The following is a 25,598-nucleotide window of genomic DNA, read 5'->3' on the forward strand; positions in this document are numbered from 1 at the left end:
AAACCGCCCCAGCGAAGCGGCCCGGCGTCGGCGCTCAGCGCAGCGACAGCAGCGACAACACGCGGTAGCGGCTGATGCCCATCAAGGCCGGCAACAGCTGTTGCAGCTGGCCGAAATCCCCTCCCTGATTGAGGCGGGCGTTGAAATCGCTGACGAAGCCGTCCGCCCAGCTGGGCTCATCCTGCCGCGCCAGCTGGCTGATGGACTGGCGCGCCTCGGCGATGGCGTTGCCTATGGTGGCCCGCGTCTGCTGCAGCTGGGCGATGGCGCGCAGCACGCCCTGCAGCGTTTGCCGCACTTGGGCGTGGTCGCCCACCTGCCACTGCGCCGGGGCCAGCGCCGGCGGCTCGGCATCCAGCGCCAGCGGCTGCGGCACCCCGCCGGGAAAGCGCACGCCGCCGCCGCGCACCGCCAGGCTGTCGCGCAGCCGGCTCCAGTCGGCCTCGCTGCAGCTGAAGCCCAGCCGGCCATGGTTGTCCAGCTCGCAGCGCACGCCAGCCGGTCCCAAAGCCTGGTTCAGCCGCCGCAACACTTCTTCCCGGCCGACACCGTCGCCCACCCTCACCGCGCCGGCCGGTCCGCCGCCGCTGGAAAACACCAGGGTTTCCGGCTGGCCCTGGCCCAGGTTGTCCAAGTCCAGGCCGCGCGCGGAGAACAGCTGGCGCGACGGCGCGCCCAGGCTGAGCCGCAGTTGGCCGTCCAGGCTGCCGGCGCTGTCGTCCTGCCGCTGCGACCAGCTTTGCTGCAGTTGATCGCGCTGCGCGGCCAGGCCGTCATCGTCCACCCGCCGCTGGGTGAGCTGCAGGCTGAGATTGCCCTTGAAATCTTCCAGCTGGCGCAGCATGTCGTCGACGAAGCCCTGCGCGCACTGGGCGGCGGTGAGCTGTTCGTTGAGCTGAGTGCTGTAGCGCCAGCCCGCCGCCGCGGAGGCCGACGGCTGGGCGCTGGCCAGCGCGGGGCGGCCGCCGCCGGCGACGGCGCGGCTGGCGGCCGGCGCGATGGCCGCGCCGTCCTTGCCCCAGCGCTTGTCCGCGCCGGCATGCTTGATCGAGCTGAGCGTGCTGGACATGGCCGCGGACTCAGATCACGTCGAACAGGGTCAGCTGGCTGACCTTGCCGTAAGCCTTCTGGCTGGTTTGCAAGGCCATCGACAGATTGTTCATGTCCATATAGGCGGTGCCGTAATCCAGGCTGCCAAGCTCCAGAATGCTCTGCTGGTTGGCCAGGCTGAGGCTGTTGTGATTGTCGTCCAGCGTCTGCAGCACGTTCTGGGAGCCGCCCAGTTCGGAGATGCGGCCGCTGACTTCGCTCAGCGCGCCGTCCACCCCGTCCATCACGCCGCGGATGGAAGCGCCCAACGCCGGGTCCTTGTTGTCCAGCGTCGGGCTTTGCAGCGTGGCGATCACCTTGTCCAGCTGGTTGAGCAAACCCGCCATCGGCTGCAGCGTGACGTTGGAAGACTGGGTCACGCCCTCGCCCACCGTCACCAGCTGGCTGTCGGTGTTGCCGGCGAAGCTGTAGCGGCTGCCGGCCGGCTGGCTGGGATCCACCGCGATGGTGGCGGTGTTGATGGCGCTGCCGGAAAACATGTAGCGGCCTTCGCTGTCCTTGGTGTTGGCGGCGAACAGAATGCTGTCGCGCAGGCTGGTCAGCGGCGCGGCCATCGCCTTCAGGTCCTCTGCCGGCGGCTGGTTGGCCGCCGCCACCAGGATGTCGCGCGCGTCGCGCAGATTGGCGCTGATGCCGTCGAGCAGGGCCTCGTTCTTCGACAACTGCGACTTGAGCGCGCCGATATTGTCGCGATACTGCTTGAGCGAAGCCTCCTCCCGCTGCAGACGCAGCAGCCGCACGCTGGCGATCGGGTTTTCCGAGGCGGCCAGCATGCTCTTGCCGCTGGACATTTTCTGCAGCAGGTCGGCCATGCCGGAACTGGTGTTCTGCATGGCCAGCTGCAGGGTGGAGCGGTACTGGTTGCTGGAGATACGCATGCTTGTCCTTACAGGATGGCCAGCGTGCTTTCGAACAGCTGGTTGGCTACCGAAATCACTTTCATATTGGCCTGGTACATCTTCTGGTATTCGATCAGGTTGACCGCTTCTTCGTCGCGGTTGACGCCGCTGGTGGACTGCCAGTTCTTCTCGGCCTCGGCGCGGATCACATTGGCGGTGTCGAGCGCCGACTGGTTCTGCTGGCTGGAGATGGCGAGGTGGCCGATCATCTGCGAATAAGCGTCGCCCAGCGTCACCTGGCCGATGCCGGCCAAGGGGAAGGTTTGCTGCTTGATGGTCAGCACCGCGCGCAGATTGTCGTTATTGCCGGGTTTGGCCGCGTCGGCGGAGAAACCCAAATCGGCGGCGGCGATGCCGGTGGTCTGCAGCAGGCCATGGGCGGCGCCGGCATCGTACTGGAACAGCGGCTTGCCCGGCTGGCCGTTCAGATCGAAGCCCTTGGCCAGCTGGCTGTTGACGCGGTTGGCCAGCTCGCCGGCCAAAGTGCGCACCTGGGTCTGGATCGGCCGCAGATTGTCGCTTTCAAACTGGTTGAGCCCGCCCAGCTGGCCGCCCAGATCGCCGCCGGGAATCGCATACTTCTCGGTGCCGAAAGCCAGCTTCAGCTGCTGGGTTCCATCCGGCTGGCCTTCGCTGTCCAGCACCGCGGCGCTGTCGCCGGCCACCAGCGGCAGGCCGTTCTTCAGGTTGACGCTCTTGCTGCCGTCAGGCTGCGCCACCACCCTCACCTCCACCAGCGACGACAGCGCGTCGATCTGGCGGTCGCGCTCGTCCTCCAGCCCGGAAGTGTTGATCCCCTGCGCGCGCGCCGACATCAGCTTGTCGTTCAGCGTGGCCAGGTTGGCGGTGACGCTGTTGATCTGGGTGAGCGTGGCGCGGCGCTGCTCGGCGATGGCCGCCAGCTGCGACGTCAGCACGCCGTCCAGATTGTTGAAGCGCTGCGCCAGCGAGCCGGCCTCGCGCACCACCTGGTCGCGCATGGTGTTGGAATCCAGGCTGGCGGCGTTGAGCGCGGCGAAGAATTTGTCGAAACCGCTGGACAGGCTGCTGCCGTCGCTGCCCATCACCTTCTCCAGCTGAGTGAAGTAAGGCTGGGCGGACGACTGCTCGCCCAGGCTGGAGGCCGCCTGCCATTGCAGCAGATTGCGGTAGTCGTCGCTGAAGCGGCGCACGCTGCCGACCGCCACGCCGTAGCCTGCGCTGGTGGGGTCGCCCATGCCCGGCGCCTGGGTGGTCAGCACCACGCCCTGGCGCGAGTAGCCGGGCGTCTGCTGGTTGGCGATGTTCTGGCTGGCCGTATTCAGCGCGACCTGGGCGGCCTGCGCGCCGGACAGCGCGTTGTTGATCATGCGCATGGTTTGGCTGTCATCACTTGTTCAGGGGAAACATCGGCGTGGCGAAAGCCGCCAGCCCCTGGCCATTGTCATGGCCTTGCTGTTGACTGGCGACGGCATCCGCCGGCGGCTTAATGGCAATATTCCCATCCGCCGGCAGCAGCTGCGCCAGAATGGCGTTGGCCACGCCGAAAATGCGTTGATGCGCCAGCTGGTCGGCCAGCGCGCCGTCGGCCAGGTCCATCATGTCGCCGTTGATGGAGTTGGCGAACACGCTGTCCTCGCCCGCCACCTCGCGGGTGGTCTTGCGCATCTGCTTGAACATTTCGCGCACGAACTGCGCCTCGAACTGTTCGGCGGCCTTTTCCGCTTTCTTGCGGTATTCGGCGCTGGCCGGCGCCACCGGCGCGTCGCCGCCGGCCGGCAGGTTCTGGTTTTGCAGATCGTTGTTCAGCATCGCCGTTTTCCTCAAATCACAATCAGTTCGCCGTCGATGGCGCCGGCCTGGTCCAGCGCCTGCAGGATGGCCATGATGTCGTCCGGCGTGGCGCCGGTGCGGTTGACCGCATCGATGATGGCGCGCAGGCTGGCGCCGGCCGGCCACTTGAACATACGCCCCGAGCCTTGCTCGACGTTGACGTTGGAATTGGGCACCACTTTGGTGTCGCCGTTGCTGAACGGCCCTGGCTGGCTGACCTGGGAGGATTCGGAGATCACCACCCGCAGGCTGCCGTGCGATACCGCCGCCGGCCGCACGGTGACGCCCTCGCTGATCACCACGGTGCCGGTGCGCGAATTGAACACCACCCGCGGCAGTTCGGCGCCGACATTGACATTGAGCCTTTCCAGCCGCGCGACGAAGGCCACGCGCTCGGTGGGATCGGCGGGCGCCTTCACTTCTATGGTGGTGGCGTTGCGGGTGCTGGCGATCTTGCCGTAGCTCTGGTTGATGGCCTTGACCACATTGCTGGCGGTTTCAAAGCTGGGGCGGCGCAGGCTCAGCCGTATGCTGTCGCCTTGCTCGAAGTCGCTGGGAATCTCGCGCTCTATCGACGCGCCGTTGGGAATGCGGCCGGCGGTGGGGGTGTTGACGGTGACGCTGGAGCCGCTCTTGCCCTGCGCCGACAAGCCGCCTATCACCACGCTGCCCTGGGCCAGCGCGTACACCTCGCCGTTGGCCGCCTTCAGTTGGGTGAGCAACAGCGTGCCGCCGCGCAGGCTCTTGGCGTCGCCCAGCGACGATACGGTCACGTCTATGGTCTGGCCGCGGCTATAGCCGGGCGGCAGGCTGGCGCTGACCATCACCGCCGCCACGTTCTTGACGCGGGTGTCGGTCTTCTCCGGCATTTTCAGGCCGAACTGCTTGAGCATGTTGGCAACCGACTGGCCGGAGAACTTCACCTGCGAGTTGTCGCCGGTGCCGTCCAGGCCGACGACGATGCCGTAGCCTATCAGCTGGTTGTCGCGGATGCCCTCGACGTTGACCATCTGCCGCAGCGGCTGGCCGCAAACCAGCGGCGCGCACGCCGCCAGCACCACAACCGCCAGCAGGCGGCGGAAAAACCCTAGTTTCATGGCAAACCTTAAAACGGCATCAGCGGGCTGGCGAAGAACTTCATCAGCCAGCCGGCATTGTTGGCGTCGGCCAGCGCGCCGGTGCCGGAATAACCGATGCGGGCGTTGGCGATGCGCAGCGAGGAGACGCGGTTGTCGGTGTCGATGTCCTCCACCCGCACATAGCCGGACAGGCGCAGCGTTTCCTCGCCCTGATTCAGCGCCAGCTGCTTCTCGCCCTTCACCTGCAATAGGCCGTTGGCCAGCACCTTGTGCACCACCACGGTCAGCGAGCCGGCCAGCGCATTCTGCTGGGTGGAGGTGGACGAGCCGTTGAAATCGCGGCTGGCGTCTATGCCCACCTGGGCGTTGAAGGTGGTATTGCCCAGCAGCGTCGGGCCCACCTTGGCGCCGGACTTCTTGCCGAAGCTGGTGCCGGCCTGCTTGCTGGCCTGGGTGGTTTCCTCCAGCACCACGGTCAGCACGTCGCCGGCGCGGAAGGCGTGATTGTCCGAGGTCAGCGACAGCGCGCCCGCCGGGGTGAACACGCCGCCGCCGCGGCTGGTCTGCGCCTGCTGCTGCAACAGATCGGGCAATGGATCCGCCTCCGGCGGCGCAGGCTGGAACTGGGCGCAAGCCGCCAGCAGCAAGGCCGCCAGCGGCGCAAGGCGGATCAGCCTCATCGCACCGCCTGGCCCAGTTGCTGCAGCATGTTGTCGGCGGCGGACAGCACCTTGGTGTTCATTTCATAAGTGCGCTGCGCGGCGATCATGTCCACCATTTCTTCCACCACCTGGACGTTGGAACCCTCCAGGCTGCCCTGCTTGAGCTTGCCCAGCGCGTCGGCGCCCGGATTGCCGGTGGTGGGGTTGCCGCTGGCGGCGGTTTCCTGGAACAGGTTGTCGCCCAGCGCCAACAGGCCGGTGGGGTTGATGAAGTTGGCCAGGGTGATCTGGCCGACATTGGTCGGCGTGCCGCTGCCGCCCTCGGTCACCGACACCGCGCCGGTCTCGCTGATCGAAATTTTGGTGGCGGTGGGCGGAATGGTGATTTCCGGCTCCAGCGGCAGGCCCTGCGCGTTCACCAGCTGGCCGTTGGCGTTCAGCTGCAGCTGGCCGGCGCGGGTGTAGCCGGTTTCGCCGTTGCTCATCTTCACCTGCAAAAAGCCCTGGCCGACGATGGCCACGTCCAGCGACTGGCCGGTGGTGGTGAGGTTGCCTTCGGTGAACACCTTCTGGCTGCCCACCAGCCGGGTGCCGTTGCCCAACTGCACGCCGGACGGCGAGATGTTGTTGTCGTCCACCTTGCTGCCCGGCTGCTTGTCGACCTGGTAGAACAAGTCTTCGAACACCATGCGGTCGCGCTTGAAGCCGGTGGTGTTGACGTTGGCCAGGTTGTTGGCGATGGCGGTCAGGCGCGCGTCCTGCGCCTGGATGCCGGTTTTGCTGATCCACAATGCCGGATTCATGCTGAATTCTCCAAATCGTTGCGCTGGCCGCTTACGCGCGCACCAGGCGGTTGCCCGCCTCGTTCATGTCGCTGGCGGCGTTGAACAGCTTCATCTGCATCTCGAAGTTGCGGTTGAGCGTCATGGTGGCCACCATTTCCTCCACCGCGGACACATTGCTGCGCTCCAGATGGCCGCTTTGCACGCTGACGCTGGCGTCGGCCGGCAAGGGCAGGCCCTGGCGGCTGACGATCAGGCCGTCGGCGCTCTTGGTTACCGCGTTCGGCTCCGGCTTCACCAGCTTGATCTTGTCCACCGGCTGCATTTCGGTGTCGCCGGGATTCAGCACCGACACGGTGCCGTCGGCGGCGACGCTGACCTTGGTGAAGCCCTCCGGCAGCGTGATGGCGCCGCCGTCGCCCAGCACTGGCCGGTTGTTGACGCTGAGGACGCCGTCGGCGCCCACCGTCATGCTGCCGGCGCGGGTGTAGGCTTCGCTGCCGTCGGGGGCGGCGATGGCCAGGAAACCATCGCCCTGCAAGGCGATGTCCAGATCGCGGCCGGTTTCCACCACCGCGCCGTTGCGGCTGTCCAGCACGGTGGGCGCGTTCTGGCTCAGCAGGCGCGCGTCGTAGCCGTAGCCAGGCACCGCCTGGCTGGTGGCGGCGTCGATGTCGGCGCGGAAGCCGCCGGTTTCGGCGTTGGCCAGGTTGTTGGCGTGGATCTGCTGCGCCTTCAACATGCGGTCGGCGCCGCTCATCGCGGTGTAGATCAGCGCGTCCATGCCTTACACCGCCTGCATCAGCGCTTGCATCGCCTGGTTTTCCGCCGAAATCACCTTGGTGTTGGCCTGGTAGTTGCGCTGGGCGGTCATCAGGCTGACCAGCTCGGCGGTGACGTCGACGTTGGACTGTTCCAGCGAACCGGTGGCCAGCTTGCCGGCCATGCTGCTGCCGGCGACGGAATACAGCGCCGCGCCGGAGCCGGCCGATTCCTGCCAGCTGGTCTGCGAGCCGGCGGTCAGCGCGTTTTCGTTGGCGAAGTTGGCGATGGCCAGCTGCGCCACCGTCATTTTCTGGTCGTTGCTGTAGCTGACAATCACTTCGCCGTTCTCGCCCAGGCTGACGCCGGTGCGCGCGCCCGGCGCGTAGCCGTTGGTGGCGTTGCGGCTGGTGCTGGGCTCGCCGGCGAACTGGGTGGTGCCGGTGTAGTCCACCGCCACGTTCAGCGCCGAAGCGCCAGCGGGACTGCCCAGCCCCAGGTTGACCGCCGCGGTCGGCGCGGTAAGCTTGCCGTTGGTGTCGAACTTGAGGTCGGTGGTGGTGCCCAGCAGATTGCCGTCCAGCGCGTAATGCACGGTGACGGTGCTGTCGGCGCTCTTGCAGAAGTACTGCGTCAGATTGTGCTTGTTGCCCAAGGAATCGTAGACGGTGGATACGTTGGAATGGTTGAAACTTTGGCTGACGGTCTTGTCGAACGGCACGGTCTGCACCGCCCAGCCGGCCGACATATTGCCGGTGTACTGCAGCGAATCGCTGGGCTTGGCAGGAATGTTGCCGGTCGGGATCTGGATGTCGCCCATCGCGCCCAGCGCGCCGGTATCGGACTTGGCGTAGCCCTGCACGCGGCCGCCGTAGTTGTCCACCAGGTAGCCGTCCTTGTCGGTGTTGAAGATGCCGACCCGGCTGTAGGCCATCGCGCCGGCCACGCTCTTGGACACGAAGAAGCCGCGGCCGTCGATGGCGGCGTCCAGCGCGCGGCCGGTGGTCACCACGCCGCCGCTGCGGCCGATGTTCTGGTTGTTGGGGTTGGCGTTCACGCCCATCGCCTGGCTGCCGGCGTAGGCCGAAGCGAAAGTCACCCGGCCGGACTTGAAGCCGTAGGTGCCGGAGTTGGAGATGTTGTCGCTGATGCTGCCCAGTTGGTTGTTGACGGCGTTGATGCCGGACAGCGCAATTTCAAAACTCATGTGAAGTCTCCGGAACGGGCGTTAAGCGGAACTGCCGGGCTTGCCCAGCAAGGCGGATATGGAAGAGGACGGGAAATCGCCCAGGCCGGCCAGCGTGATGGTCGGCTCGCCGCCGTTCACCGGCAGGCGCACGCCGCTGACAGCGGCCTGCAGCTCCAGCAGGCCGGCTTTTTTCGATTCGGTGGCGAACTCCACCTGGTAGTCGCCTGCGACCAGGCCGTAATCGGACAGCTTGACGCTGAAATCGCTGGCGCCGGCCGGGCGCTTGCCCAGCGCGATATTGGTGCGTTTGCCGGCAGCGTCCACCAGGGTCAGCGTGGCGCTTTCCTCGGCGCCGGACAGCGTGACGCGGCCGGACAGATTGCCCTGGCCGTCGCTGCGGATGCGGTCGGTCTGCACCAGCACGTTCTTGCCCACCTGCGCGCCCAGCGCCACGCCTTGCAGCTCGCGCAGCATCGCGCCCTGGCTTTGCAACTGGCTCAGCATGCTCTGGGTGGACTGCATCTGGCTCATCTGCGCCAGCTGGCTGACGAACTGCGACGGGTCGGCAGGGTCCAGCGGGCTCTGGTTGCGGATCTGCGCCAGCAGCAGCGTCATGAACATATCGTTGCCGCCGGAACCCTGGCCGGCGGCCGGGGCGACGCCCTGCCCGCCCGCTTGCTGGCCGTTGCCGCCCGCGGCGAACGGTTTGGCCTGCGCTTGATCCACGCTCATGCGTTGTCTCCCAGTTTCAGCAGATCCTGCTGCATGCTCTTGGCCTTGGACAGCACCTCGACATTGGTCTGGAACGCCCGGCTGGCCGAGAGCATGTCGGTCATCTCTTCCACCGCGTTGACATTGCTGTAGAAGACGTTGCCGCCGGCGTCGGCCAGCGGGTTGCCCGGCTCGTGCGCCTTGCGCACCGGCTCCTGGTTCTGCACCACGTCCAGCACCTGCACGCCCATGCCTTCGCCCTGCATCTGGCTGCTGAACACCGGCTTGCGGCCGCGATAGGCCGCCTGCTCGGTGCCGGCGGCGGTGTCGGCGTTGGCCAGGTTGCTGGCCACGGTATTGAGACGCACGGTCTGCGCGGTCATCGCCGAGCCGGCGATGCGCGAGATGTCCCGGAATGACATGCTTGATTACCCCGCGATGACTTTGGCCAGCCCATGCAGCTTCATATTGATGAAGGTGAGGCTGGTCTGGAATTCGGAAACGTTTTGCGAGAACTCGGCCTGCTCGACGCCCAGCTCGACGGTATTGCCGTCGCGCGAGGGATGGTTGGGCAGCCGATACAGCAGATCGCCGCCGCCGTCGTCGAACGCCAACGGCGAATCGGCGCTGGCCGATGCCAGCGCCACCTTGAAATCGATGTCACGCGCCTGATAACCCGGGGTGTTCTCGTTGGCGAGGTTAGACGCCAGCACCCGGGTCCGCTCCGCCCGCAGCCGCAAGGCTTCGGGGTGGATGCTCAGGGCCTTGTCCAGATGCATGCCCATTGCCTTGACCCTATCAGTTCACTACCATGTTCAAGCTATTGACTAGAAATAGCCTTTCTATTGGAAAGCGATACTAATAAGCGAACCCGGCACCGTATACGCAACAATTACCACGCAGTTTCTAATGGCAAAATTCACGAACTCACGCTACGCAACCATCCTCACGCTGTTCGCCCTGCTGGCGGCGCCGCCCGCCCAGGCCGGCCATTCCGCCGAACAGGCGGTCCGCCAGCAGGCCACCCAGCTGATCCAGCAACGGCTGGCCGACGCCGGCCTGGACCAGCCCGGCATCACGCTGCAGCTGATTCCCCCGCGCGACCTGCCCGCCTGCGCCCGCCCCTGGCAGGTGGAGGCGACCGACAGCCGCGCCTTCAGCCGCATGCGCTTCAGCGTCGCTTGCCCGGATGGCGACTGGCGCGGCGACTACATCGCGCGCGCCAGCGTCAGCGCCAGGGTGGCCAGCGCCGCCCGCGACCTGCCGGCCGGCGCGCCGCTGCAAAAAGAAGACATCAGCTGGAGCCGGCGCCCGGTCAGCGAGCCGGCCGACCTGTTCGGCCAGGCCAGCCCGCCCTTGGGCCTGGCGCCGCGCGCGGCGCTGAGCCAGGGCCAGCTGCTGCGGCGCAAGCAGCTGCAAGCGCCGCAATTGGTGAAGCGCGGCGACGAGGTGCGCATCGTCGCCCGCCAGGACGGCATCGAGGTCAGCAACGCCGGCGAGGCGCTGGCCAACGGCCGCATGGGCGAAGTGATCCGGGTGCGCAATGTCGGCAGCGGCAAGGTGATCAGCGCCCGCGTCAGCGCCGGCGGCGAGGTGGAAGCGCAGGACTGAGCGGCCCGCCGCGCCATGGTGTATACCTGCGGGGTAAACCGCTTCGGAGCCGATATGAACATCCTGCCCGCCATCCTGCTGCTGATTCCCGCGCTGGCCTGCGCCGCGCCCGGCGCCTCCGCCCCGCGCGGCCAAGCCCGCTTTGGGGAAATGAAGGCCAAGCTGCTGCAAGAGCACGCCCAGCGCATCCAGATCCTGCAAGCCAGCCAAAGCTGCATCCAGGCGGCGCAGACGCCGCCGGCGCTGAAAGCCTGCATGGAGACGCAGCGCCAACAGATGGAAGCGCTGCGTCCGCCGCGTTGACGCCCGCCCTCCCCGCCGGCCGCCGCGCCGGCGGGCAATTTCCCGCCCCAGGAATTAACTAATCCGAATCTTTCATTTCACACAAATCGTCAGCGTCGATACATTCTGCATATTCCATTATGTATTTTGTATCCAGAAATGAAAGCCATGCTCCCCAGCCTCGTCCTTCCAGCCATCCGCTGTCCGCGCCTGCCCGGCTGACGCCTGCGCGCCGTCCGAGCAGCCCCGCCTTACCCGCATAAACAAGAAAGCCTTTCCATGATGAAACACACCCTGCTGCTGGCCGGGCTGGGCGCCGCTTTGCCCATCGCCGCCCTCGCCGCCGATTCCGCCCCCCAGGACAACGCGCTGGAGCGCGTCACCGTCACCGGCTCCAACCTGCGCGCCAGCTCCAAGGCCAAGGCCAACCCGGTGCAGGTGATCAGCGCCGCCGACATCGCTTCCAGCGGCAAGACCAGCCTGCCCGACGTGCTGCGCTCGCTGGCGGTGAACAGCGGCAACAGCTTCAACGAGCAATACACCGGCAGCTTCTCCGCCGGCACCGCCGGCATTTCGCTGCGCGGCCTGGGCCAGCGCAACACGCTGATTCTGGTCAACGGCAAGCGCGTCGCCAACTACGCCACCGCTCAGGAGCTGCAGGAAACTTTCGTCGACCTGAACTCGCTGCCGCTGAAGGCGGTGAAGCGGATTGAAATCCTCAAGGACGGCGCGTCGGCCATTTACGGTTCCGACGCCATCGCCGGCGTGGTCAACATCATCCTCTACCCCGACTACCAGGGCGCGGAGCTGGGCGCCAGCGCCAGCCGCGACGCCAGCACCGGCCAGAACGAGCGCCTGTTCAACCTGCTGGCCGGCAAGGGCGACCTCGAGCGCGACGGCTACAACGTCTGGTTCTCCTTCGACGCGCAAAAGCGCGACCGGCTGGACCAGACCGACGTTTCCTGGCTGAAAGATAACGATTTTCGCAACCAGCAAGGCGGCTCGCTGGTGCGCAACGTCACCAACTACTACAACGGCGCCCCCACCCAGCGCTTCCCCAACGCCGCGGGGCCGCTGCAGGACATCGACTACGGCGCGGTCAACCCAGGCAAGAGCGGCCGGGTCTGGGCCTACAATCCGGCGCTCTACACCACGCTGATGCCCGGCATCGAGCGCTACCACGCGGCGCTGCGCGGCAGCTACCGCCTGAACGCGGGCGCCGAGGCCTATGCCGAATTCCTGTACGGCGCCAGCCACAGCAACCAGATTTTCGGCCCGCCGCTCACCATCAGCAGCTCGCTGCGCGCCTGGAACAGCGCCACCCAGTCGCTGGTGCCGATCAGCAATGTGCTGCCCGTCGGCAACCCCGGCAATCCCAACGCGACGCCGACGCCGATCAACGCCACCTTGTTCGACCTGGGCCAGCGCAACAAAACCGACAGCGTGTCGTTCCGCCGCCTGCTGGCGGGCGTGAAGGGCAGCGGCGACGCCTGGGACTGGGACGTGTCCGGCCTGTATTCCGACAGCCGGCTGCGCGAGTACGCGTACAACTTCGTCAACCGCTATGCCTACGAAGCCTTGCTGGCCAACGGCGGCTACAACTTCGCCGACCCGTCGCAGAACAACGATCAAGCGAGAAACAGCCTGCGCATCAACACCCTGCGCCCGGCCTGGTACCGCACCGCCAGCTTCGACGCCACCGCCAGCACCGAGCTCGGCCAATTGCCGGCCGGCCCGCTGGGCTTCGCCGCCGGCTATCAGCTGCGGCGCGAAATGATGAATGCCGGCACCTCGCCCGAGGTGGCCAGCGGCGCCGAATTGCGGCCGGCGCTGGACCTGATCAACGGCGCCCGCACCGTGCAGGCCGCCTATGGCGAATTGAACGCGCCCATCGTGAAGAACCTGTCTCTGAGCGCCGCCGCCCGCGCCGACCACTACAGCGACTTCGGCAGCGCCTTCTCGCCCAAGCTGGGCCTGCGCTACCAGCCGCTGCAAAGCCTGACCCTGCGCGGCACCTTGTCCAAGGGCTTTCGCGCGCCGTCGCTGCCGGAAATCACCCATAGCACCGCGGTCAGCTACGGCAGCGTGCAAGACCCGTACGACCCCATCACGCCCAACCAGAGCATAGGCTTCACCCACCTGGTGGTGGCCAACCCGGCCATCAAGCCCGAGCACTCCACCAACGCCAACCTAGGCCTGGTGCTGTCGCCCACTGCGGACAGCAGCATCGCCATCGATTACTACCGCATCCGCCAGAAGGACGTGATCGGCCTGGAGGACATCGACAACCTGGTGCGCAACCCCGGCGCCTACCCCGGCCAGATCGTCCGCGACAGCCAGGGCCGGTTGCAAACCATCACCCAGCAGTTCACCAATCTGGGCAACCGCGAAACCACCGGCTTCGACCTGGACCTGAGGCAAAGCTGGAAACTGGGCGGCGGCCGGGTGACGCTGGCCGCGCAATGGAGCCGCCTGCTGTCGTTCCGCCAGCCGCTGCAGCAAGGCGGCGCGCTGCGGGAAGGCGCCGGCAGCAATCTGCTGGGCGCGCTGCCGCGCTGGAAGGGCCAAACCTCGGCCAACTGGGACAGCCACGACTGGTCGAGCACGCTGACCTGGTTCCACACCGACGGCTACACCCAGGCCTTCAGCAGCGGCGCTGGCGACCAGACCCGGGTGGGCAGCGCCAATACCTTCAACCTCAGCGCCAGCTACAAAGGCATCAAGCGCGCCACGCTGACCGCCGCGCTGCAAAACCTGAGCAATCGCCGGCCGCCCTGGGATTCGCACGCCGGCATCTACTACGATTCCAGCCAGTACGACCCCACCGGCCGCACCCTGACCCTAGGCGTGCAATACAAGCTGGACTGATCCTCCTCCCCTCGCGCGCGAACGGCGGCCATGTCTTCATGGTCGCCGTTTGTCGTCTCGACGCGATATCATTCGAATCATCAGTAAATTTACTTATGCTTAAGTACACTGCGGCATTTCCCGCGTACCTATCAGCGGATAACAACAACACCCGCGCGCACCCGACAAGGAATCACCATGGCTTTTTTCAACCGCAAACTCATCAGCCGGCTGGAGCAGACCACCGCCCAGCGGGACAAGGCCCGCGACATGCTGGCCGCCATCGAACGCTCGATGGCGGTGATCGAATTCAGCCCCGCCGGCGAAATCGTCCACGCCAACGACAATTTCCTGCGCGCCATGGGCTACCGCGGCGATGAACTGATCGGCCAGCACCACCGCATCTTCTGTCCGGCCGGCTACGCCAACAGCCCGGCCTACGCCGCCTTCTGGCAAAAACTGGCGCGCGGCGAATGCCAATCCGGACATTTTCTGCGCCTGCGCAAGGACGGCGGCGAAGTCTGGCTGGAAGCCAACTACACGCCGATCCTGGACGCCGACGGCAAGGTGAGCGGCGTGATCAAGGTGGCTACCGACATCACCGCCCAGGTGGCGGCGGAGCAGGACAACAAGGCCCTGCGCCAGGCGATAGACCATTCGATGGCGCGGATCGAGTTCGACCTGCAAGGCCATATCCTCGACGCCAACGACAATTTCCTGCAGACCTTCGGCTACGCGCTGGCCGAAGTGAAAGGCAAGCCGCACAGCATGCTGTGCGAAAGCGGCTACGCCCACAGCCAGGCCTACCAGGATTTCTGGGCGCAGCTGCGGCAGGGCCGCTTCATGCAGGGGCAGTATCACCGCGTCGACAAGCAAGGCCGTCCGGTCTGGCTGCAAGCCACCTACAACCCGGTGCTGGACCCGGACGGACGGCCGCTGCGGGTGGTGAAATTCGCCACCGACATCACCGAGCAGGTGGAGCGGCTGCAACAGCAGGCGGAAAACGCCCAGTCCGCGGTGCAGGCGTCGGAAAACACCGCCCAACTGTCGGTGCAAGGCAGCGCGGTGCTGGAGCAGGCCACCACCGAGATCAGCCGGGTGGCGGACAGCGTGGAGAGCTCGTCCACCATCCTGTCCAAGCTGGGCGACAGCTCCAGCCGGATCGGCTCCATCGTCAACACCATCAGCGACATCGCCGACCAGACCAATCTGTTGGCGCTGAACGCGGCGATCGAAGCCGCCCGCGCCGGCGAGAGCGGCCGCGGCTTCGCGGTGGTGGCCGACGAGGTGCGCAAGCTGGCCGAACGCACCAGCCAGTCGACCGGCGAAATCTCCGGCATCGTCAAGAGCATCCAGGACGACTCGCGCTCGGCCATCGACGCGATGGGCGAAATGCAGGCGCTGACCGACAGCAGCTTGCAACTGGCCGACCAGGCCCGCGGCGCGATTTCGGAAATCCGCGACGGCGCCCGCGACGTGGTGCAGGTGGTGCGCGAGGTATCGGAGCTGCTGCAGCAGAAATAGGCGAAAAAAATCCCGGCCAAGCGGCCGGGATGTCTGCGGGACAGAACGCCGGATCAGCGTCCCAGGCCCAGCGCCTGGCGCACGTCGCACATGGTTTCGCGCGCCACCTTCTCGGCGCGGGCGTTGCCGTCGGCCAGGATTTCGGCGACCAGCTTAGGGTTGGCCAGGTATTTCTCGGCGCGCTCGAACATCGGCTGCTGCTCGCGCACCACGGCGTCGATCACCGGTTGCTTGCAGTCCAGGCAGCCGATGCCGGCGCTGGTACAGCCCGCCTTCACCCATTCCTTGGTTGCGCCGTCGCTGTACACCTCGTGCAGCTGCCACACCGGGCACTTGGCCGGCGAGCCCGGGTCGGTGCGGCGCACGCGGGCCGGGTCGGTCGGCATGCCGCGGATCTTCTTGCTCACCGTTTCCGGCGCTTCGCGCATGGTGATGGTGTTGCCGTAGGACTTGGACATCTTCTGGCCGTCCAGGCCCGGCATCTTGGAGGCGGCGGTCAGCTTGGCCTCGCACTCGGGCAGGATGGTCTTGCCCTTGTTCTCCAGCCAGCCCATCAGCCGCTCGCGGTCGGCCGCGCCCAGGTTCTGGCTGCCAGCCAGGATTTCGCGCGCCTGCTCCAGCGCCTCGGCGCTGCCGTCCTGCAGGTAAGCGGTGCGCAGCTGATCGAATTGCTTGCCGGCCTTGCCTATCTTTTTCACCGCGGCGCGCGCCAGCTCCTCGAAATTGGGCTCGCGGCCGAACATGTGGTTGAAGCGGCGCGCCACTTCGCGCGTCAGCTCGATGTGCGGCACCTGGTCTTCGCCCACCGGCACCAGGCCGGCCTTGTACACCAGGATGTCCGCCGCCTGCAGCAGCGGATAGCCGAGGAAGCCGTAGGTGGTCAGGTCCTTGTGGCTGAGCTTCTCCATCTGGTCCTTGTAGGTCGGCACCCGCTCCAGCCAGCCCAGCGGCGTCACCATCGACAGCGCCAGGTGCAGCTCGGCGTGCTGCGGCACCCGCGACTGCACGAACACCGTCGACTTTTCCGGGTCGACGCCGGACGCCAGCCAGTCGATCACCATTTCATCGATGGACCTGCCGATGATCGAGACATCGTCGAAGTTGGTGGTCAGCGCGTGCCAGTCGGCCACCATGAAAAAGCATTCGTGACTGTGCTGCAGTTCCACCCAGTTCTTGATCACGCCATGATAGTGGCCCAGGTGCAGGCTGCCGGTGGGGCGCATGCCGGAAAGAATGCGGTTGGCGAACATATTGTTTTGCTTTCATTGGCGCGGGGCGAAACACCGCCGGCTGCTGCCGGCGGCAGGGCGGGCCCCGCCTAAGGTTCTAGAAAAACAGTCGGATCAGATCATACATCAAGCGGTAAAACGGCTGCAGGATCAAACCCAGGCCGCCGGTGGCCAGCAGGATCAACACCAGCCACATGCCGTAGCGCTCGGTCTGGGCGAAGCGCCAGGCCCAGCGCGGCGGCAGCAGGCTTTCGACGATGCGGCCGCCGTCCAGCGGCAGGATGGGCAGCAGATTGAGCAGCATCAGCGAGATATTGATGGCGACGCCGGCGCGGCCCATCAGCCACAGCGGCTCGCTGAATTCGCCCACGCCAACAGACGCCAGCTTTTGCAGGCTCGCCCACAGGATGACCATCGCGAAATTGGCCAGCGGGCCCGCCGCCGCCACCCAGCGCCCGTGCTGGCGCGGCTTGCGCAAAGCGCTGAAGTTCACCGGGACCGGTTTGGCCCAACCGAAAATGAAGCCGCCGGTCATCAACAGCAGCAAGGGCAGCAGCACCGTGCCGATCGGGTCGATGTGCTTGAGCGGATTCAACGTCATCCGCCCCAGCATGTAGGCGGTGCTGTCGCCGAAGCGGCGCGCGGCATAAGCATGCGCCGCTTCGTGCAGGGTAATCGCGAACAACAGCGGCAGCGCGTAGATGGTGATCTGCCGGACCAGCTGGTCTATTTCCAACATGGCTTCGTCTCCCGTTTCCGCCAGGCGGCGCCATGGCGGCAGATAGCCGGCCGCGACAGCGCGGGGCTCAGCCCGCCGCCACGCCCACGATCAGCTGGAAAATCACTTGCACCAGCGGCAGCAACAGCTTGCCGAGCAGGCCGCTGAACATCAGCAGCAGCAAAATCCAGAAGCTATAGGGCTCGATGCGGGAAAACTGCCAGGCCGCGCGCTGCGGCAGCAGCGCCTGCAAAATCACCCCGCCCGGCAGCGGCGGCAGCGGGATCAGAGTGAAGATCATCAGCGCCACATTGATCTTGACGCCCACCAGCGCCATCAGCGCCAGCGGCTCGGCGAAATAGGCCGGCACATGGGCGGATGCCAGGATCAAGCCCGCCCACAGCAGCGCCATCGCCAGATTGGCCAGCGGCGTCACCACCGCCACCTTGGCCAGCGCGCTGCGCGGCTTGCGCATGGCGCCGGCGTTCAGTTGCAGCGACTTGGGCCAGCCGATGATGAAGCCGCCCAGCGCCACGCCCAGCAGCGGCAGCAGGATGGAGCCCACCGGGTCGATGTGGGCCAGCGGGCTGAAGGTGCGGCGGCCGGTCATGTAGGCGGTGCGGTCGCCCAGATGGTCGGCCATATAGGCCTGCGCGCCGGCCGGCACGGTGATGGCGAAAAGAATCGGCAGGATGGAGATCGCCAGTTGCTGAATCAAGGAAAGTGACTGCATGTTTTCTCTAGAGCAAAAATGAATCAAAAACCGAAGGGCGAGAGCGGGCCCTTGCCCGAGCGCACCAGCTCGACGCCGTCGGTCATGTCGATGACGGTGGTGGGCTCGGTGCCGCACCAGCCGCCGTCTATCACCGCGTCCACCAGGTGCTCCAGGCGTTCGCGGATTTCATAAGGGTCGGACAGCGGCTCGGCGTCGCCCGGCAGCATCAGGGTACAGGACAATATGGGTTCGCCCAGCTCTTCCAGCAAGGCCAGCGCCACTTTGTGGTCCGGCACCCTCAGGCCTATGGTGGCGCGCTTCGGGTGCAGGGTGCGGCGCGGCACCTCGCGGCTGGCCTGCAGGATGAAGGTGTAGCTGCCCGGCGTGGCGCTCTTGAGCAGGCGGAACTGGCTGTTGTCCACCCGGGCGTAGTTGGCCAGTTCGGACAAGTCGTGGCAGACCAGGGTCATCATCCGCTGCTTCAGGTCCAGGCCGCGGATGTCCAGGATGCGCTCCATCGCCGCCTTGTCGCCCAGCGCGCAGCCCAGCGCGTAACAGGAGTCGGTCGGATAGGCGATCACCCCGCCGTCGCGCAGGATCTTCACCGCCTCGCGGATCAGCCGCGCCTGCGGGTTGTCGGGGTGGATCATGAAAAACTGGGCCATGTTTTCGTCCTTGTCAGGCCGCGGCGCGGATCACGCGCCCGCTCAGCGCCAGCCAGGCGGGGCGGCACAGGGGCGGCAGCGGCTCGGTGTAGCCGACGTCGCGCCCGCCCTCTCCCGGGGCGTGGAAATCGCTGCCGCTGCTGGCGTACAGCTGGTGCCGTTCGGCGTGCAGCGCGAATTTGTGCATGTCGTCGAGGCTGTGGCTGCCGCAGGCGACTTCTATCCCCTCGCCGCCCGCCGCCTTGAAGTCCAGGATCAGCCGCTCGATCAGCGTCTTGCCCATGTCGTAGCGCCCCGGGTGGGCGATCACCGCCATGCCGCCGGCGCCGGCGATCCAGCCGACCGCGTCCTCCAGACTGGCCCAGTCATGGGCGACATAACCGGGCTTGCCCGGCGTCAGGAATTTGCGGAACACCGTGCGCACGTCCTTCACCGCGCCGGACGCCACCAGGTGGCGGGCGAAATGGGTGCGGCCTATCATTTCCGGGTTGTCGCACCAGCGCATCGCGCCGTCGAAGGCGCCGGCGATGCCGGCCGCGGCCAGCGATTCGCCCATCTGCCGCGCCCGCTCCACCCGGCCATCGCGGATGCGCTGCAGGCCGGCGGCCAGCGGCGCGTGGCCGGGGTCTATGCCCAGGCCGACGATGTGCACGGTATGCCGGCCCCAGCTGACCGAAACCTCGACGCCGTTGAGGAAATCGATGCCGTTGCGCGCCGCGGCCGCGGCCGCCTCGGCCAGGCCGCCGGTGCAGTCGTGGTCGGTCAGCGCCAACAGCGACGGCGCGCGCAGCGCGGCGCGGTCAACCACTTCGGTCGGCGTCAGCGCGCCGTCGGAAACGCGCGAGTGGAAATGCAGATCAATGCCGGCCATCGGCGTCTCCCGCGGCCAGCCCTTCGGCCTGGCGCGCCTCCCAAGCCGCCAGCCTCGCGCGGTAGGCGCGCAGCTCCTGCTGATGGATATCCAGGATGCACGGCTCGCAGCCGCTGCCGCAGCACATGTCGTCATCCACCTCGAACGGAGGCTGCGGCATGGCGTCCGTCGCGTCGTCCATGTCAGGCGGCCTCGACCGTGATCAGGAAACCGTCGCCGCTGACCTTCTGGCCCGCCCGGATCTTGCAGGTCTTGCGCAGCTCCTGCGCGCCATCGACCTGCACATTGCCTTCGGCGATGAAATGCTTGGCTTCGCCGCCGGACTGGCAGACATTGCAGGCCTTGAGCAGGTCGCACAAGGCGATGTATTCGCTATTGAGACGGAACGTTTCTTTCATTTTCTGCACATCCATTCTGGACAGGCTTGTGAGCGGCCTGTGGACAAGGCCGCCAAGCCCTTAATCTGTCTGATCTTTTCAAGGCCGCCTATTTTTTAGGCAGCCGCGCCAGGCTATCCACTTCGCCGGCGAACAATGTTGTGGAGCCGCTGTGGACAAGCGCGGCAATCCGCTGATTTCGCTAGGCCTTTTACACCTGCCTGTTTTTTAGGCAGGCAAAAGCGGCCAAAGTGCCCGCGCCGCTTGCTCCAGCCGCGCTTCCCGGCCGCCCGCCAGCTCGACGGCGGCGATGCCGGCGCGGGCCAGTTCGGCGCGGTGCAGCTCCAGCAGCCAATCGCGCTGCGTCGGATGGCTGCGCAAGGGGTCGGGCTGCCAGGGCATGTCGGGGCGGGTCAGCAAAGTCAGCGCGTAATCCTGCGGCCGATACAGCCGCAGCAACTCGGCCGACGCCTGGCCGAACGCCACTTCCGCCCAGATCTTGCAGGTGAGCACCGTGGTGTCGCACAACAGGATGTCGGCCGCCGCCGCCGCTTGTTCCTCGGCTGCGAGTTGGCCGGCGGCGATCGCCTCGATGTCCGCCATGCTCGAAATATAAGGCCGATCGGCATAATAGGCACGCGAGTATTCCGCCACCCACGCCGCGCGCCGGCCCTCGCGGCGCAGCTGTTCGGCCCATTCCCGCGCCAGCGTGCTCTTGCCGCTGGACTCTGGGCCGACTATCGCCACCCTGACAGGCGCTTGGGCTTGCTTGTGCCGCATCATTCACGCTTCCCGTCCACGGCCGGCGGCAGGCGCCGCAGTCGCCGGGACCAAGCCGGCCATTATAACCCGCCGCCGCCGGCTTTCCCGGATTTTCACAGCCGCCGGGGACAGGGCTGTGGGCTGGCTGTGGGCAAGCCAGGCAAACCCTTGAAACCAAGCGACATTTCTTCTTCCGCCTATTTTTTGGTCAAACGGGAACTTTTCCCCCAATCCCGGTGCAGAGCCATGTGGGCGCATTGTGGATAAACGCGGCAAACCCATGAGAAACAAGCCAAAAGCGGAGCTGCCTGTTTTTTAGGCAACCCATCCCGCGCCGCGCGCCGCGATAATCCCCATCCGCGCCCGGCAATCCTGTGCGCGACATGTGGACAACCGACGCAAACCCCTGATTTGACACCCGGCTCGGCCTCTAGCCTATTTTTTAAGCAACCCCATCGAGCCATCCCTCCCTGCGGCGGCGGATCAGACATCGCCCTTTCCCACACCTGCGGTGCAAAGCCGTGTGGACTCGCTGTGGACAAGCTGGGCAAGCCATTGAATCGAGTAAACAAAAAATGGCTGCCCATTATTTAGGCAGCCATTTTCGATCATTTCGCGCGCGTCAGGCGCTCAGCTCTCCGCGCAGCGGCCTCACCAGACCGGCCGCCAGCTCCGGCCACGCCAGCCCGGCCGACAGCAACACCTGCAGCTTGGCCAGCGCCGCCTCGGGCGTCAGATCGGCCCCCGGCAAGGCGCCCGCCCGCGCCAGCGGCTGGCTGGCGGCATAAGCCCCCACCTCCACGCCGCCGCGCGCCACCTGGGTCAATGTCAGCACCGGACAGCCGCGCGCCGTCATCGCCGCCACGCCGGCCAGCAAGGCCGGGTCCGCCGGCGCATTGCCGCTGCCGTAACAGAGCAGAATGGCGCCATCCAGCCCTTCGCGCTGCAGCACCTGGCCGGCCAGCGCGCTGCCATGGCCCGGGGTCAGCATCAGCGCCGCCAGTTTCAGATTTTCGTCCACCCGCTGCGCCCGCCGCTCGCCTTCGCCCGGCAGCCAGCGCGGCTTGTGCCAGTGCGCATGGATGGCGAATTCGGCCAGCGGCAGGTCGTTGGGGCTGTTGAAGCCGGCAAAGCACTCCACATCCAGCTTGCGCGCCCGGCAGCCGCGCAGCAGCAAGCGGTCGAAAGCCACCGCCACTTCGTGCAGGTCGGGCTGGCAGGCGGCTTCCAGCGCGTCGGCCAAGTTGGCCCAGCCATCGGAGCGCGGGTGCACCAGCGGCAATTGCGCGCCGGTCAGCACCACCGGCTTTTTCCAGCCCTGCAGCGCGAACGCCAGCACGCTGGCGGTATAGGCCATGGTATCGGTGCCGTGGATCACCACGAAGCCATCATAGGCGTCGTAGCGCGGCGCCAGCGCGTCTATGATCTGGTTCCACTGCGAAGGGACAAGAACGGAGGAGTCGATCAGCTGTTCGAATTCGACGACATCGAATTCCAGGCCTGGGCGGACGAAACGCTGCAGCAGGCGCGGCAGCAAGCCCGGCACGGGCGCCAGGCCATCCGGGGTGTGGTCCATGCCTATGGTACCACCGGTGTAGAGCACCAGGATTCGGCTCATTGAATACTCCATCAGGCTTTAATTATCAGCCAGATGGTAGCGCAAGCCCGCCGCGTCGTCACACGCGGCGGGCGCGCGGGACTCAGCGCAGGGCGTCGGACACCGCGTAGTCGATGGCGCGGCGCGCCTCGTCTATATGATGGACGATGTCGCGCTGCAGCGAGCGCAGGTAAGGATCATCCTCGCGGTGGGTGGCGTCCTGGCGGGCCTTGTCCAGCAACAGCTTGGCCTGATGGAAACGGTCTTCCGGCCGCCAGCGCGCATCCGGCGGCATGCGGTCGTCGACGTTCTTGCCGTCGTCGATGGCGGCGTCGCGCATCTTGTGCAGCGCGCGGTTGATCTCGTCCACCGCGCGGCGCTCGTCATCCATCACCCGCGGATAATCCGGCCGGGCCAGCAGATCGCGCGCGGCGCGCAGATCGGTCATCGCGTGCAGATAATAGGGATGCTCCTCGGGATGCCACTGGTGCTGCTGCCAGGTCCAGGCGTCGCCGTCGCGCCAGCCGTCGGCCATGGCTTGGCTGCTCAGCACCGCGTTGCCGGCGGCCGCCATCGTCAACATCATCAGTATTCCGGAAAATTTCATCTCGCTCTCCTTGGGAAGTCGGGTATCGGCCCGCGCTTAGCGCAGGGCATCGTTGATGGCTTGCTGCACCGCATGGTGCGCCGCGTCTACATGGTGGAGGATGCGATGCTGCAGGTCGCGCACCCACGGGTCGTCTTCCTGGTGGCTGGCATCGCGGCGGGCCGATTCGAGCAGCTCCAGCGCCTTGTGGAAGCGGTCGGTCGGGCTCAGCCGCGCATCGGGCTGCTCGTAGCGCCAGGGTTGTTTGCCGTCTTCGATGGCGGCGCGCTGCATCTCGCCCAGCGCGGCGTCGATCTCGGACACCGCGCGGCGCTCGTCATCCATGATCTGCGGATAGTCGCCGTGCGCCAGATAGGCGCGCGCCGCGCGCAGATCGCTCATCGCGTGCAGATAGTACGGATGCTCGGCGGGGCGCCAGTCGCGCGGCATTTCCAGCCGCACCGTCGCCGGCTGATACACCATCTGGGCGCGCGGCGGCGTCACCACGCAAGCGCTCAGGCTGGCGGCGGCGATCAGCGGCGCCAGCCACTGAATGCCAATGTTCTTCAATTTCATTTCTTGTCTCCTCAACGATTCCTGATCCGGCGGCGGGCCACGCGGCGCAATCTGCTCCCGGCATCCATCCGGGACTGACTACAGCATTGCATCGTCGCGCTTCGCCTTCAGCAGGATTTAGGTTTCCGCATGTAAGCGTTTGTAGCCGCTCGCCGCATAAAACATATTTATTTTAATTAAAAATTTTAATTAAAACGATTTTGCAAATTTTCATTAACAAACAGTGAAAATCCGTTCGAAAACCATGGTCCTGCAAAAAAGTGACAGACAGTTTGTCTGCCTGTCGCTTTCCTGGAGATTAAGTCCAAAAGTTGATTTTGATTAAACAAACCCAGGCAAGGCGATGCTAAAAACATTGCAATCACAAAAAATCAATGCCCATATCATTTGCGGCAATTGAAGCCGAAATGGCGCCATTCGTTCACTGCTGCGGCAACGGGACACGGAAGGAGATTGGCGGGCCTTCCTGTCCACGAAACTCAACCTGCCACACCATTCACCACAGCAAGGTGCTTCATGTCCTTACACCGCGACCATGACATCCAGGCCCTGCAAGGCCAGACTCTGACCATCCATATCGACAACCAGGCCGTGGCCGCCGCGGCCGGCGAAACCGTGCTGAGCGTGCTGAACGCCGTCGGCCTGCGCCGGCTCAGCCGCAACGACCAGCAACAGATCGCCGGCTCCTATTGCGGCATGGGCGTTTGCCACTGCTGCCAGGTGCGCATAGACGGCCGCCACAAACGGCGCGCCTGCCAGACGGTGGTGCAAGCCGGCATGCGGGTGGAGACCGCCGGCAACCGCCTGGATACGGAGGGCTTGAAATGAACGGCAAACCGCTAATCGTCGGCGGCGGTCCCGCCGGCATTGCCGCCGCGATGGAACTGGCCCGCCATGGCGTGCACAGCATCCTGCTGGACGAGGCCTCGCGGCTGGGCGGCGTGGTCTACCGCGGCCCGCTGCGCCAGGGCGTGGTGCTGGACTACCTGGGGGAGCGCTACCGCGAAAACATGCAGGCGCTGCATCGCGAATTCGAACCATTCCGCCCGCAAATCGACATCCGCCTGGAGACTCGCGTCGTCGGCGGCGACGGCGGCCAGCTGTTCGCCCTGTCCCCGGATGAGCAGGTGCAGCCGATAGCCTACTCGCAGCTGCTGCTTGCCGCCGGCTGCCACGAACGCAGCGTGCCCTTTCCCGGCTGGACCCTGCCCGGCGTCATCATGCTGGGCGGCCTGCAACTGCAGCTCAAGAGCGGCGTGGTCAAGCCGCTGGGCCGCACCGTGCTGGCCGGCACCGGTCCGCTGCTGCCTCTGGTGGCTTGCCAGCTGCACCGCGCTGGCGCCGACGTGGCGGGCATCTACGAAGCCTGCGCCTTCGGCCGGCTGGCCAAGGAGGCCATCGCCCTGCTCAACCAGCCGCAACTGTTCCTGGACGGGCTGAGCATGGTCGCCTATCTGAAACGCCACGGCATTCCCCTGCATTACGGCTGGGGCATCGTCGAAGGCCATGGCCAGGACGAGCTGCACGACATCACCGTCGCGCCCTACGACGCCGACTGGACCGCCGACCTGTCCCGGCAGCGCCGCCTGCCGGCGCAGACCCTGGCGGTGGGCTACGGCTTCATCCCGCGCACCCAGCTGACCCAGCAGCTGGGGCTGGCGCACCAGTACCACGACGATGGCTTCCTCAAACCGGACAGCGACGACTGGCAGCGCAGCAGCCTGCCGCATATCCACCTGGCCGGCGACATCGGCGGCCTGCGCGGCGGCGAGGCCGCGATGCTGACCGGCCGCATCGCCGCCATCTCCATGCTCTGGCAGCGCCACATTCTCAGCGAGCAGCAAGCGCTGCGGCAGCGCCAGGCCTGCCTGGACCAACTGGCGGCCATCCTGCGCTTCCGCGTCGGCATCGACCGCTTCACCCGCCGCGGCGCCGGCCAGCTGGCGCTGCCGCGGCCGGACACGGTGATCTGCCGCTGCGAGCACGCCACCCGCCAGGACATCGACGCCGCGCTGGAACAGGGCGTCAACGACCTGATCAGCCTGAAGATGCGCACCCGGATCAGCATGGGCGACTGCCAGGGCAAGATGTGCGTCGGCTATTGCAGCGACCGCCTGCGCGAACACACCGGCAAGCAGGACGTCGGCTGGATCCGGCCGCGCTTCCCGCTGGACCCGCTGCCGTTCTCGGCATTTCCGACCACCGCCCCCCAACCGACGGAAGAGGTTTGAC

At 66.3% G+C, this 25,598-nt stretch carries 28 protein-coding genes and 2 pseudogenes; 7 read left to right on the top strand and 23 right to left on the bottom strand.

Translation table 11 applies throughout. The features are described from left to right. Positions 1-34: 34 nt before the first annotated feature. The 12 genes from U6115_RS16305 to flgB are packed head-to-tail and all read right to left on the bottom strand — an operon-like array spanning position 35 to position 9,785. Positions 35-1,069, bottom strand: coding sequence for a hypothetical protein (locus tag U6115_RS16305; protein WP_043577892.1), 1,035 nt, complete (start codon positions 1,067-1,069; stop codon positions 35-37). A gap of 10 nt (positions 1,070-1,079) precedes the next feature. Next, on the bottom strand, positions 1,080-1,988 hold the full coding sequence (locus U6115_RS16310; RefSeq protein ID WP_043577895.1) for a flagellin N-terminal helical domain-containing protein: 909 nt from the start codon (positions 1,986-1,988) through the stop codon (positions 1,080-1,082). A gap of 8 nt (positions 1,989-1,996) precedes the next feature. Then, positions 1,997-3,364 carry a flagellar hook-associated protein FlgK gene (gene flgK, locus U6115_RS16315; RefSeq protein WP_043577898.1) on the bottom strand — a complete coding sequence of 456 codons (1,368 nt, stop codon included), beginning with the start codon at positions 3,362-3,364 and terminating at the stop codon, positions 1,997-1,999. A gap of 13 nt (positions 3,365-3,377) precedes the next feature. After that, complete coding sequence (locus U6115_RS16320; RefSeq protein ID WP_043577900.1) at positions 3,378-3,800, bottom strand: rod-binding protein; 423 nt, start codon at positions 3,798-3,800, stop codon at positions 3,378-3,380. Between the two features lie 11 nt (positions 3,801-3,811). Beyond that, positions 3,812-4,918 carry a flagellar basal body P-ring protein FlgI gene (locus U6115_RS16325; protein WP_043577902.1) on the bottom strand — a complete coding sequence of 369 codons (1,107 nt, stop codon included), beginning with the start codon at positions 4,916-4,918 and terminating at the stop codon, positions 3,812-3,814. 8 nt (positions 4,919-4,926) lie between these two features. Continuing rightward, the gene (flgH, locus tag U6115_RS16330) at positions 4,927-5,580 is read right to left on the bottom strand and encodes a flagellar basal body L-ring protein FlgH (RefSeq protein WP_043577905.1); all 654 of its coding nucleotides are present in this window, start codon (positions 5,578-5,580) and stop codon (positions 4,927-4,929) included. Then, positions 5,577-6,365, bottom strand: a complete 789-nt coding sequence (gene flgG, locus U6115_RS16335) for a flagellar basal-body rod protein FlgG (protein ID WP_043577907.1) — start codon at positions 6,363-6,365, stop codon at positions 5,577-5,579. The genes flgH and flgG overlap by 4 nt, the downstream gene beginning before the upstream one ends. Positions 6,366-6,396: 31 nt before the next feature. Further along, positions 6,397-7,128 carry a flagellar basal body rod protein FlgF gene (locus U6115_RS16340; RefSeq protein ID WP_043577911.1) on the bottom strand — a complete coding sequence of 244 codons (732 nt, stop codon included), beginning with the start codon at positions 7,126-7,128 and terminating at the stop codon, positions 6,397-6,399. A gap of 3 nt (positions 7,129-7,131) precedes the next feature. Next, a complete protein-coding gene (locus tag U6115_RS16345) occupies positions 7,132-8,313 on the bottom strand; it encodes a flagellar hook protein FlgE (protein WP_043577913.1) in 1,182 nt (393 codons plus the stop codon). A gap of 21 nt (positions 8,314-8,334) precedes the next feature. Then, a complete protein-coding gene (locus U6115_RS16350; protein WP_043577916.1) occupies positions 8,335-9,027 on the bottom strand; it encodes a flagellar hook capping FlgD N-terminal domain-containing protein in 693 nt (230 codons plus the stop codon). Further along, a complete protein-coding gene (gene flgC / locus U6115_RS16355) occupies positions 9,024-9,428 on the bottom strand; it encodes a flagellar basal body rod protein FlgC (protein ID WP_043577918.1) in 405 nt (134 codons plus the stop codon). The genes U6115_RS16350 and flgC overlap by 4 nt, the downstream gene beginning before the upstream one ends. 6 nt (positions 9,429-9,434) lie before the next feature. After that, positions 9,435-9,785: a flagellar basal body rod protein FlgB gene (gene flgB, locus U6115_RS16360; RefSeq protein WP_272900437.1), complete on the bottom strand. Its 351-nt coding sequence runs from the start codon at positions 9,783-9,785 to the stop codon at positions 9,435-9,437. Positions 9,786-9,915: 130 nt separating this feature from the next. Between flgB and flgA the strand changes: the two genes are divergently transcribed. The 5 genes and pseudogenes from flgA to U6115_RS22815 form a co-directional block, all read left to right on the top strand. Beyond that, a complete protein-coding gene (gene flgA, locus U6115_RS16365; protein ID WP_043577923.1) occupies positions 9,916-10,617 on the top strand; it encodes a flagellar basal body P-ring formation chaperone FlgA in 702 nt (233 codons plus the stop codon). A 54-nt stretch (positions 10,618-10,671) separates the two neighbouring features. After that, positions 10,672-10,920, top strand: coding sequence for a hypothetical protein (locus tag U6115_RS16370; protein ID WP_047249125.1), 249 nt, complete (start codon positions 10,672-10,674; stop codon positions 10,918-10,920). Positions 10,921-11,178: 258 nt separating this feature from the next. Then, a complete protein-coding gene (locus U6115_RS16375) occupies positions 11,179-13,767 on the top strand; it encodes a TonB-dependent receptor plug domain-containing protein (RefSeq protein WP_043577928.1) in 2,589 nt (862 codons plus the stop codon). 249 nt (positions 13,768-14,016) lie between these two features. Further along, a pseudogene (locus tag U6115_RS22810) lies at positions 14,017-14,718 on the top strand (PAS domain-containing protein); the annotation flags it as partial. A 210-nt stretch (positions 14,719-14,928) separates the two neighbouring features. After that, positions 14,929-15,270 (top strand): annotated as a pseudogene (locus U6115_RS22815) (methyl-accepting chemotaxis protein); the annotation flags it as partial. A gap of 53 nt (positions 15,271-15,323) precedes the next feature. Here the strand turns inward: U6115_RS22815 and U6115_RS16385 are convergent. The 11 genes from U6115_RS16385 to U6115_RS16435 all read right to left on the bottom strand — a co-directional run bounded on the left by U6115_RS16385 (position 15,324) and on the right by U6115_RS16435 (position 23,366). Further along, a complete protein-coding gene (locus U6115_RS16385; RefSeq protein WP_043577933.1) occupies positions 15,324-16,520 on the bottom strand; it encodes a tryptophan--tRNA ligase in 1,197 nt (398 codons plus the stop codon). Between the two features lie 76 nt (positions 16,521-16,596). After that, positions 16,597-17,238, bottom strand: coding sequence for a site-2 protease family protein (locus U6115_RS16390; RefSeq protein WP_197466026.1), 642 nt, complete (start codon positions 17,236-17,238; stop codon positions 16,597-16,599). A 67-nt stretch (positions 17,239-17,305) separates the two neighbouring features. Then, positions 17,306-17,950 (bottom strand): site-2 protease family protein, encoded by a 645-nt coding sequence (locus U6115_RS16395; protein WP_043577935.1) that lies wholly within the window; start codon positions 17,948-17,950, stop codon positions 17,306-17,308. A gap of 23 nt (positions 17,951-17,973) precedes the next feature. After that, positions 17,974-18,597: an L-threonylcarbamoyladenylate synthase gene (locus U6115_RS16400; protein WP_043577938.1), complete on the bottom strand. Its 624-nt coding sequence runs from the start codon at positions 18,595-18,597 to the stop codon at positions 17,974-17,976. 13 nt (positions 18,598-18,610) lie between these two features. Further along, positions 18,611-19,468: a 3',5'-nucleoside bisphosphate phosphatase gene (locus U6115_RS16405; protein ID WP_043577941.1), complete on the bottom strand. Its 858-nt coding sequence runs from the start codon at positions 19,466-19,468 to the stop codon at positions 18,611-18,613. After that, positions 19,455-19,649, bottom strand: coding sequence for an oxidoreductase-like domain-containing protein (locus U6115_RS16410; protein ID WP_047236337.1), 195 nt, complete (start codon positions 19,647-19,649; stop codon positions 19,455-19,457). The genes U6115_RS16405 and U6115_RS16410 overlap by 14 nt, the downstream gene beginning before the upstream one ends. Before the next feature lies 1 nt (position 19,650). Then, positions 19,651-19,866, bottom strand: a complete 216-nt coding sequence (locus U6115_RS16415; protein WP_043578137.1) for an RNA-binding S4 domain-containing protein — start codon at positions 19,864-19,866, stop codon at positions 19,651-19,653. A gap of 207 nt (positions 19,867-20,073) precedes the next feature. Beyond that, positions 20,074-20,628: an AAA family ATPase gene (locus U6115_RS16420; RefSeq protein WP_043577944.1), complete on the bottom strand. Its 555-nt coding sequence runs from the start codon at positions 20,626-20,628 to the stop codon at positions 20,074-20,076. 601 nt (positions 20,629-21,229) lie between these two features. Next, a complete protein-coding gene (locus U6115_RS16425) occupies positions 21,230-22,225 on the bottom strand; it encodes an asparaginase (protein WP_043577946.1) in 996 nt (331 codons plus the stop codon). An 82-nt stretch (positions 22,226-22,307) separates the two neighbouring features. Beyond that, positions 22,308-22,811 carry a hypothetical protein gene (locus U6115_RS16430; RefSeq protein WP_052258194.1) on the bottom strand — a complete coding sequence of 168 codons (504 nt, stop codon included), beginning with the start codon at positions 22,809-22,811 and terminating at the stop codon, positions 22,308-22,310. Between the two features lie 36 nt (positions 22,812-22,847). Beyond that, the gene (locus tag U6115_RS16435; protein WP_052258195.1) at positions 22,848-23,366 is read right to left on the bottom strand and encodes a hypothetical protein; all 519 of its coding nucleotides are present in this window, start codon (positions 23,364-23,366) and stop codon (positions 22,848-22,850) included. Positions 23,367-23,882: 516 nt separating this feature from the next. Here U6115_RS16435 and hcnA point away from each other — a divergent pair. Both hcnA and U6115_RS16445 read left to right on the top strand, forming a co-directional pair. Continuing rightward, positions 23,883-24,194 (top strand): cyanide-forming glycine dehydrogenase subunit HcnA, encoded by a 312-nt coding sequence (gene hcnA / locus U6115_RS16440; protein ID WP_043577949.1) that lies wholly within the window; start codon positions 23,883-23,885, stop codon positions 24,192-24,194. Then, entirely contained in the window at positions 24,191-25,597 is a 1,407-nt protein-coding gene (locus U6115_RS16445; RefSeq protein WP_043577952.1) for an FAD/NAD(P)-dependent oxidoreductase, read from the top strand. The genes hcnA and U6115_RS16445 overlap by 4 nt, the downstream gene beginning before the upstream one ends. Position 25,598: the final 1 nt, after the last annotated feature.

The organism is Chromobacterium subtsugae (assembly GCF_035919665.1).
Lineage (GTDB): Bacteria > Pseudomonadota > Gammaproteobacteria > Burkholderiales > Chromobacteriaceae > Chromobacterium > Chromobacterium subtsugae.

Coding starts and splice junctions, on each gene's coding strand:
- hcnA (WP_043577949.1), top strand. CDS start 23,883: ATGTCCTTACACCGCGACCATGACATCCAGGCCCTGCAAGGCCAGACT.
- U6115_RS16400 (WP_043577938.1), bottom strand. CDS start 18,597: ATGGCCCAGTTTTTCATGATCCACCCCGACAACCCGCAGGCGCGGCTG.
- U6115_RS16350 (WP_043577916.1), bottom strand. CDS start 9,027: ATGAGCGTGGATCAAGCGCAGGCCAAACCGTTCGCCGCGGGCGGCAAC.
- U6115_RS16390 (WP_197466026.1), bottom strand. CDS start 17,238: ATGTTGGAAATAGACCAGCTGGTCCGGCAGATCACCATCTACGCGCTG.
- U6115_RS16370 (WP_047249125.1), top strand. CDS start 10,672: ATGAACATCCTGCCCGCCATCCTGCTGCTGATTCCCGCGCTGGCCTGC.
- flgC (WP_043577918.1), bottom strand. CDS start 9,428: ATGTCATTCCGGGACATCTCGCGCATCGCCGGCTCGGCGATGACCGCG.
- flgH (WP_043577905.1), bottom strand. CDS start 5,580: ATGAGGCTGATCCGCCTTGCGCCGCTGGCGGCCTTGCTGCTGGCGGCT.
- U6115_RS16310 (WP_043577895.1), bottom strand. CDS start 1,988: ATGCGTATCTCCAGCAACCAGTACCGCTCCACCCTGCAGCTGGCCATG.
- U6115_RS16340 (WP_043577911.1), bottom strand. CDS start 7,128: ATGGACGCGCTGATCTACACCGCGATGAGCGGCGCCGACCGCATGTTG.
- U6115_RS16425 (WP_043577946.1), bottom strand. CDS start 22,225: ATGAGCCGAATCCTGGTGCTCTACACCGGTGGTACCATAGGCATGGAC.
- U6115_RS16405 (WP_043577941.1), bottom strand. CDS start 19,468: ATGGCCGGCATTGATCTGCATTTCCACTCGCGCGTTTCCGACGGCGCG.
- U6115_RS16395 (WP_043577935.1), bottom strand. CDS start 17,950: ATGCAGTCACTTTCCTTGATTCAGCAACTGGCGATCTCCATCCTGCCG.
- U6115_RS16415 (WP_043578137.1), bottom strand. CDS start 19,866: ATGAAAGAAACGTTCCGTCTCAATAGCGAATACATCGCCTTGTGCGAC.
- U6115_RS16435 (WP_052258195.1), bottom strand. CDS start 23,366: ATGAAATTGAAGAACATTGGCATTCAGTGGCTGGCGCCGCTGATCGCC.
- U6115_RS16320 (WP_043577900.1), bottom strand. CDS start 3,800: ATGCTGAACAACGATCTGCAAAACCAGAACCTGCCGGCCGGCGGCGAC.
- flgB (WP_272900437.1), bottom strand. CDS start 9,785: ATGCATCTGGACAAGGCCCTGAGCATCCACCCCGAAGCCTTGCGGCTG.
- U6115_RS16325 (WP_043577902.1), bottom strand. CDS start 4,918: ATGAAACTAGGGTTTTTCCGCCGCCTGCTGGCGGTTGTGGTGCTGGCG.
- U6115_RS16420 (WP_043577944.1), bottom strand. CDS start 20,628: ATGATGCGGCACAAGCAAGCCCAAGCGCCTGTCAGGGTGGCGATAGTC.
- U6115_RS16345 (WP_043577913.1), bottom strand. CDS start 8,313: ATGAGTTTTGAAATTGCGCTGTCCGGCATCAACGCCGTCAACAACCAA.
- flgA (WP_043577923.1), top strand. CDS start 9,916: ATGGCAAAATTCACGAACTCACGCTACGCAACCATCCTCACGCTGTTC.
- U6115_RS16410 (WP_047236337.1), bottom strand. CDS start 19,649: ATGGACGACGCGACGGACGCCATGCCGCAGCCTCCGTTCGAGGTGGAT.
- U6115_RS16305 (WP_043577892.1), bottom strand. CDS start 1,069: ATGTCCAGCACGCTCAGCTCGATCAAGCATGCCGGCGCGGACAAGCGC.
- U6115_RS16430 (WP_052258194.1), bottom strand. CDS start 22,811: ATGAAATTTTCCGGAATACTGATGATGTTGACGATGGCGGCCGCCGGC.
- U6115_RS16385 (WP_043577933.1), bottom strand. CDS start 16,520: ATGTTCGCCAACCGCATTCTTTCCGGCATGCGCCCCACCGGCAGCCTG.
- U6115_RS16375 (WP_043577928.1), top strand. CDS start 11,179: ATGATGAAACACACCCTGCTGCTGGCCGGGCTGGGCGCCGCTTTGCCC.
- flgK (WP_043577898.1), bottom strand. CDS start 3,364: ATGCGCATGATCAACAACGCGCTGTCCGGCGCGCAGGCCGCCCAGGTC.
- U6115_RS16445 (WP_043577952.1), top strand. CDS start 24,191: ATGAACGGCAAACCGCTAATCGTCGGCGGCGGTCCCGCCGGCATTGCC.
- flgG (WP_043577907.1), bottom strand. CDS start 6,365: ATGAATCCGGCATTGTGGATCAGCAAAACCGGCATCCAGGCGCAGGAC.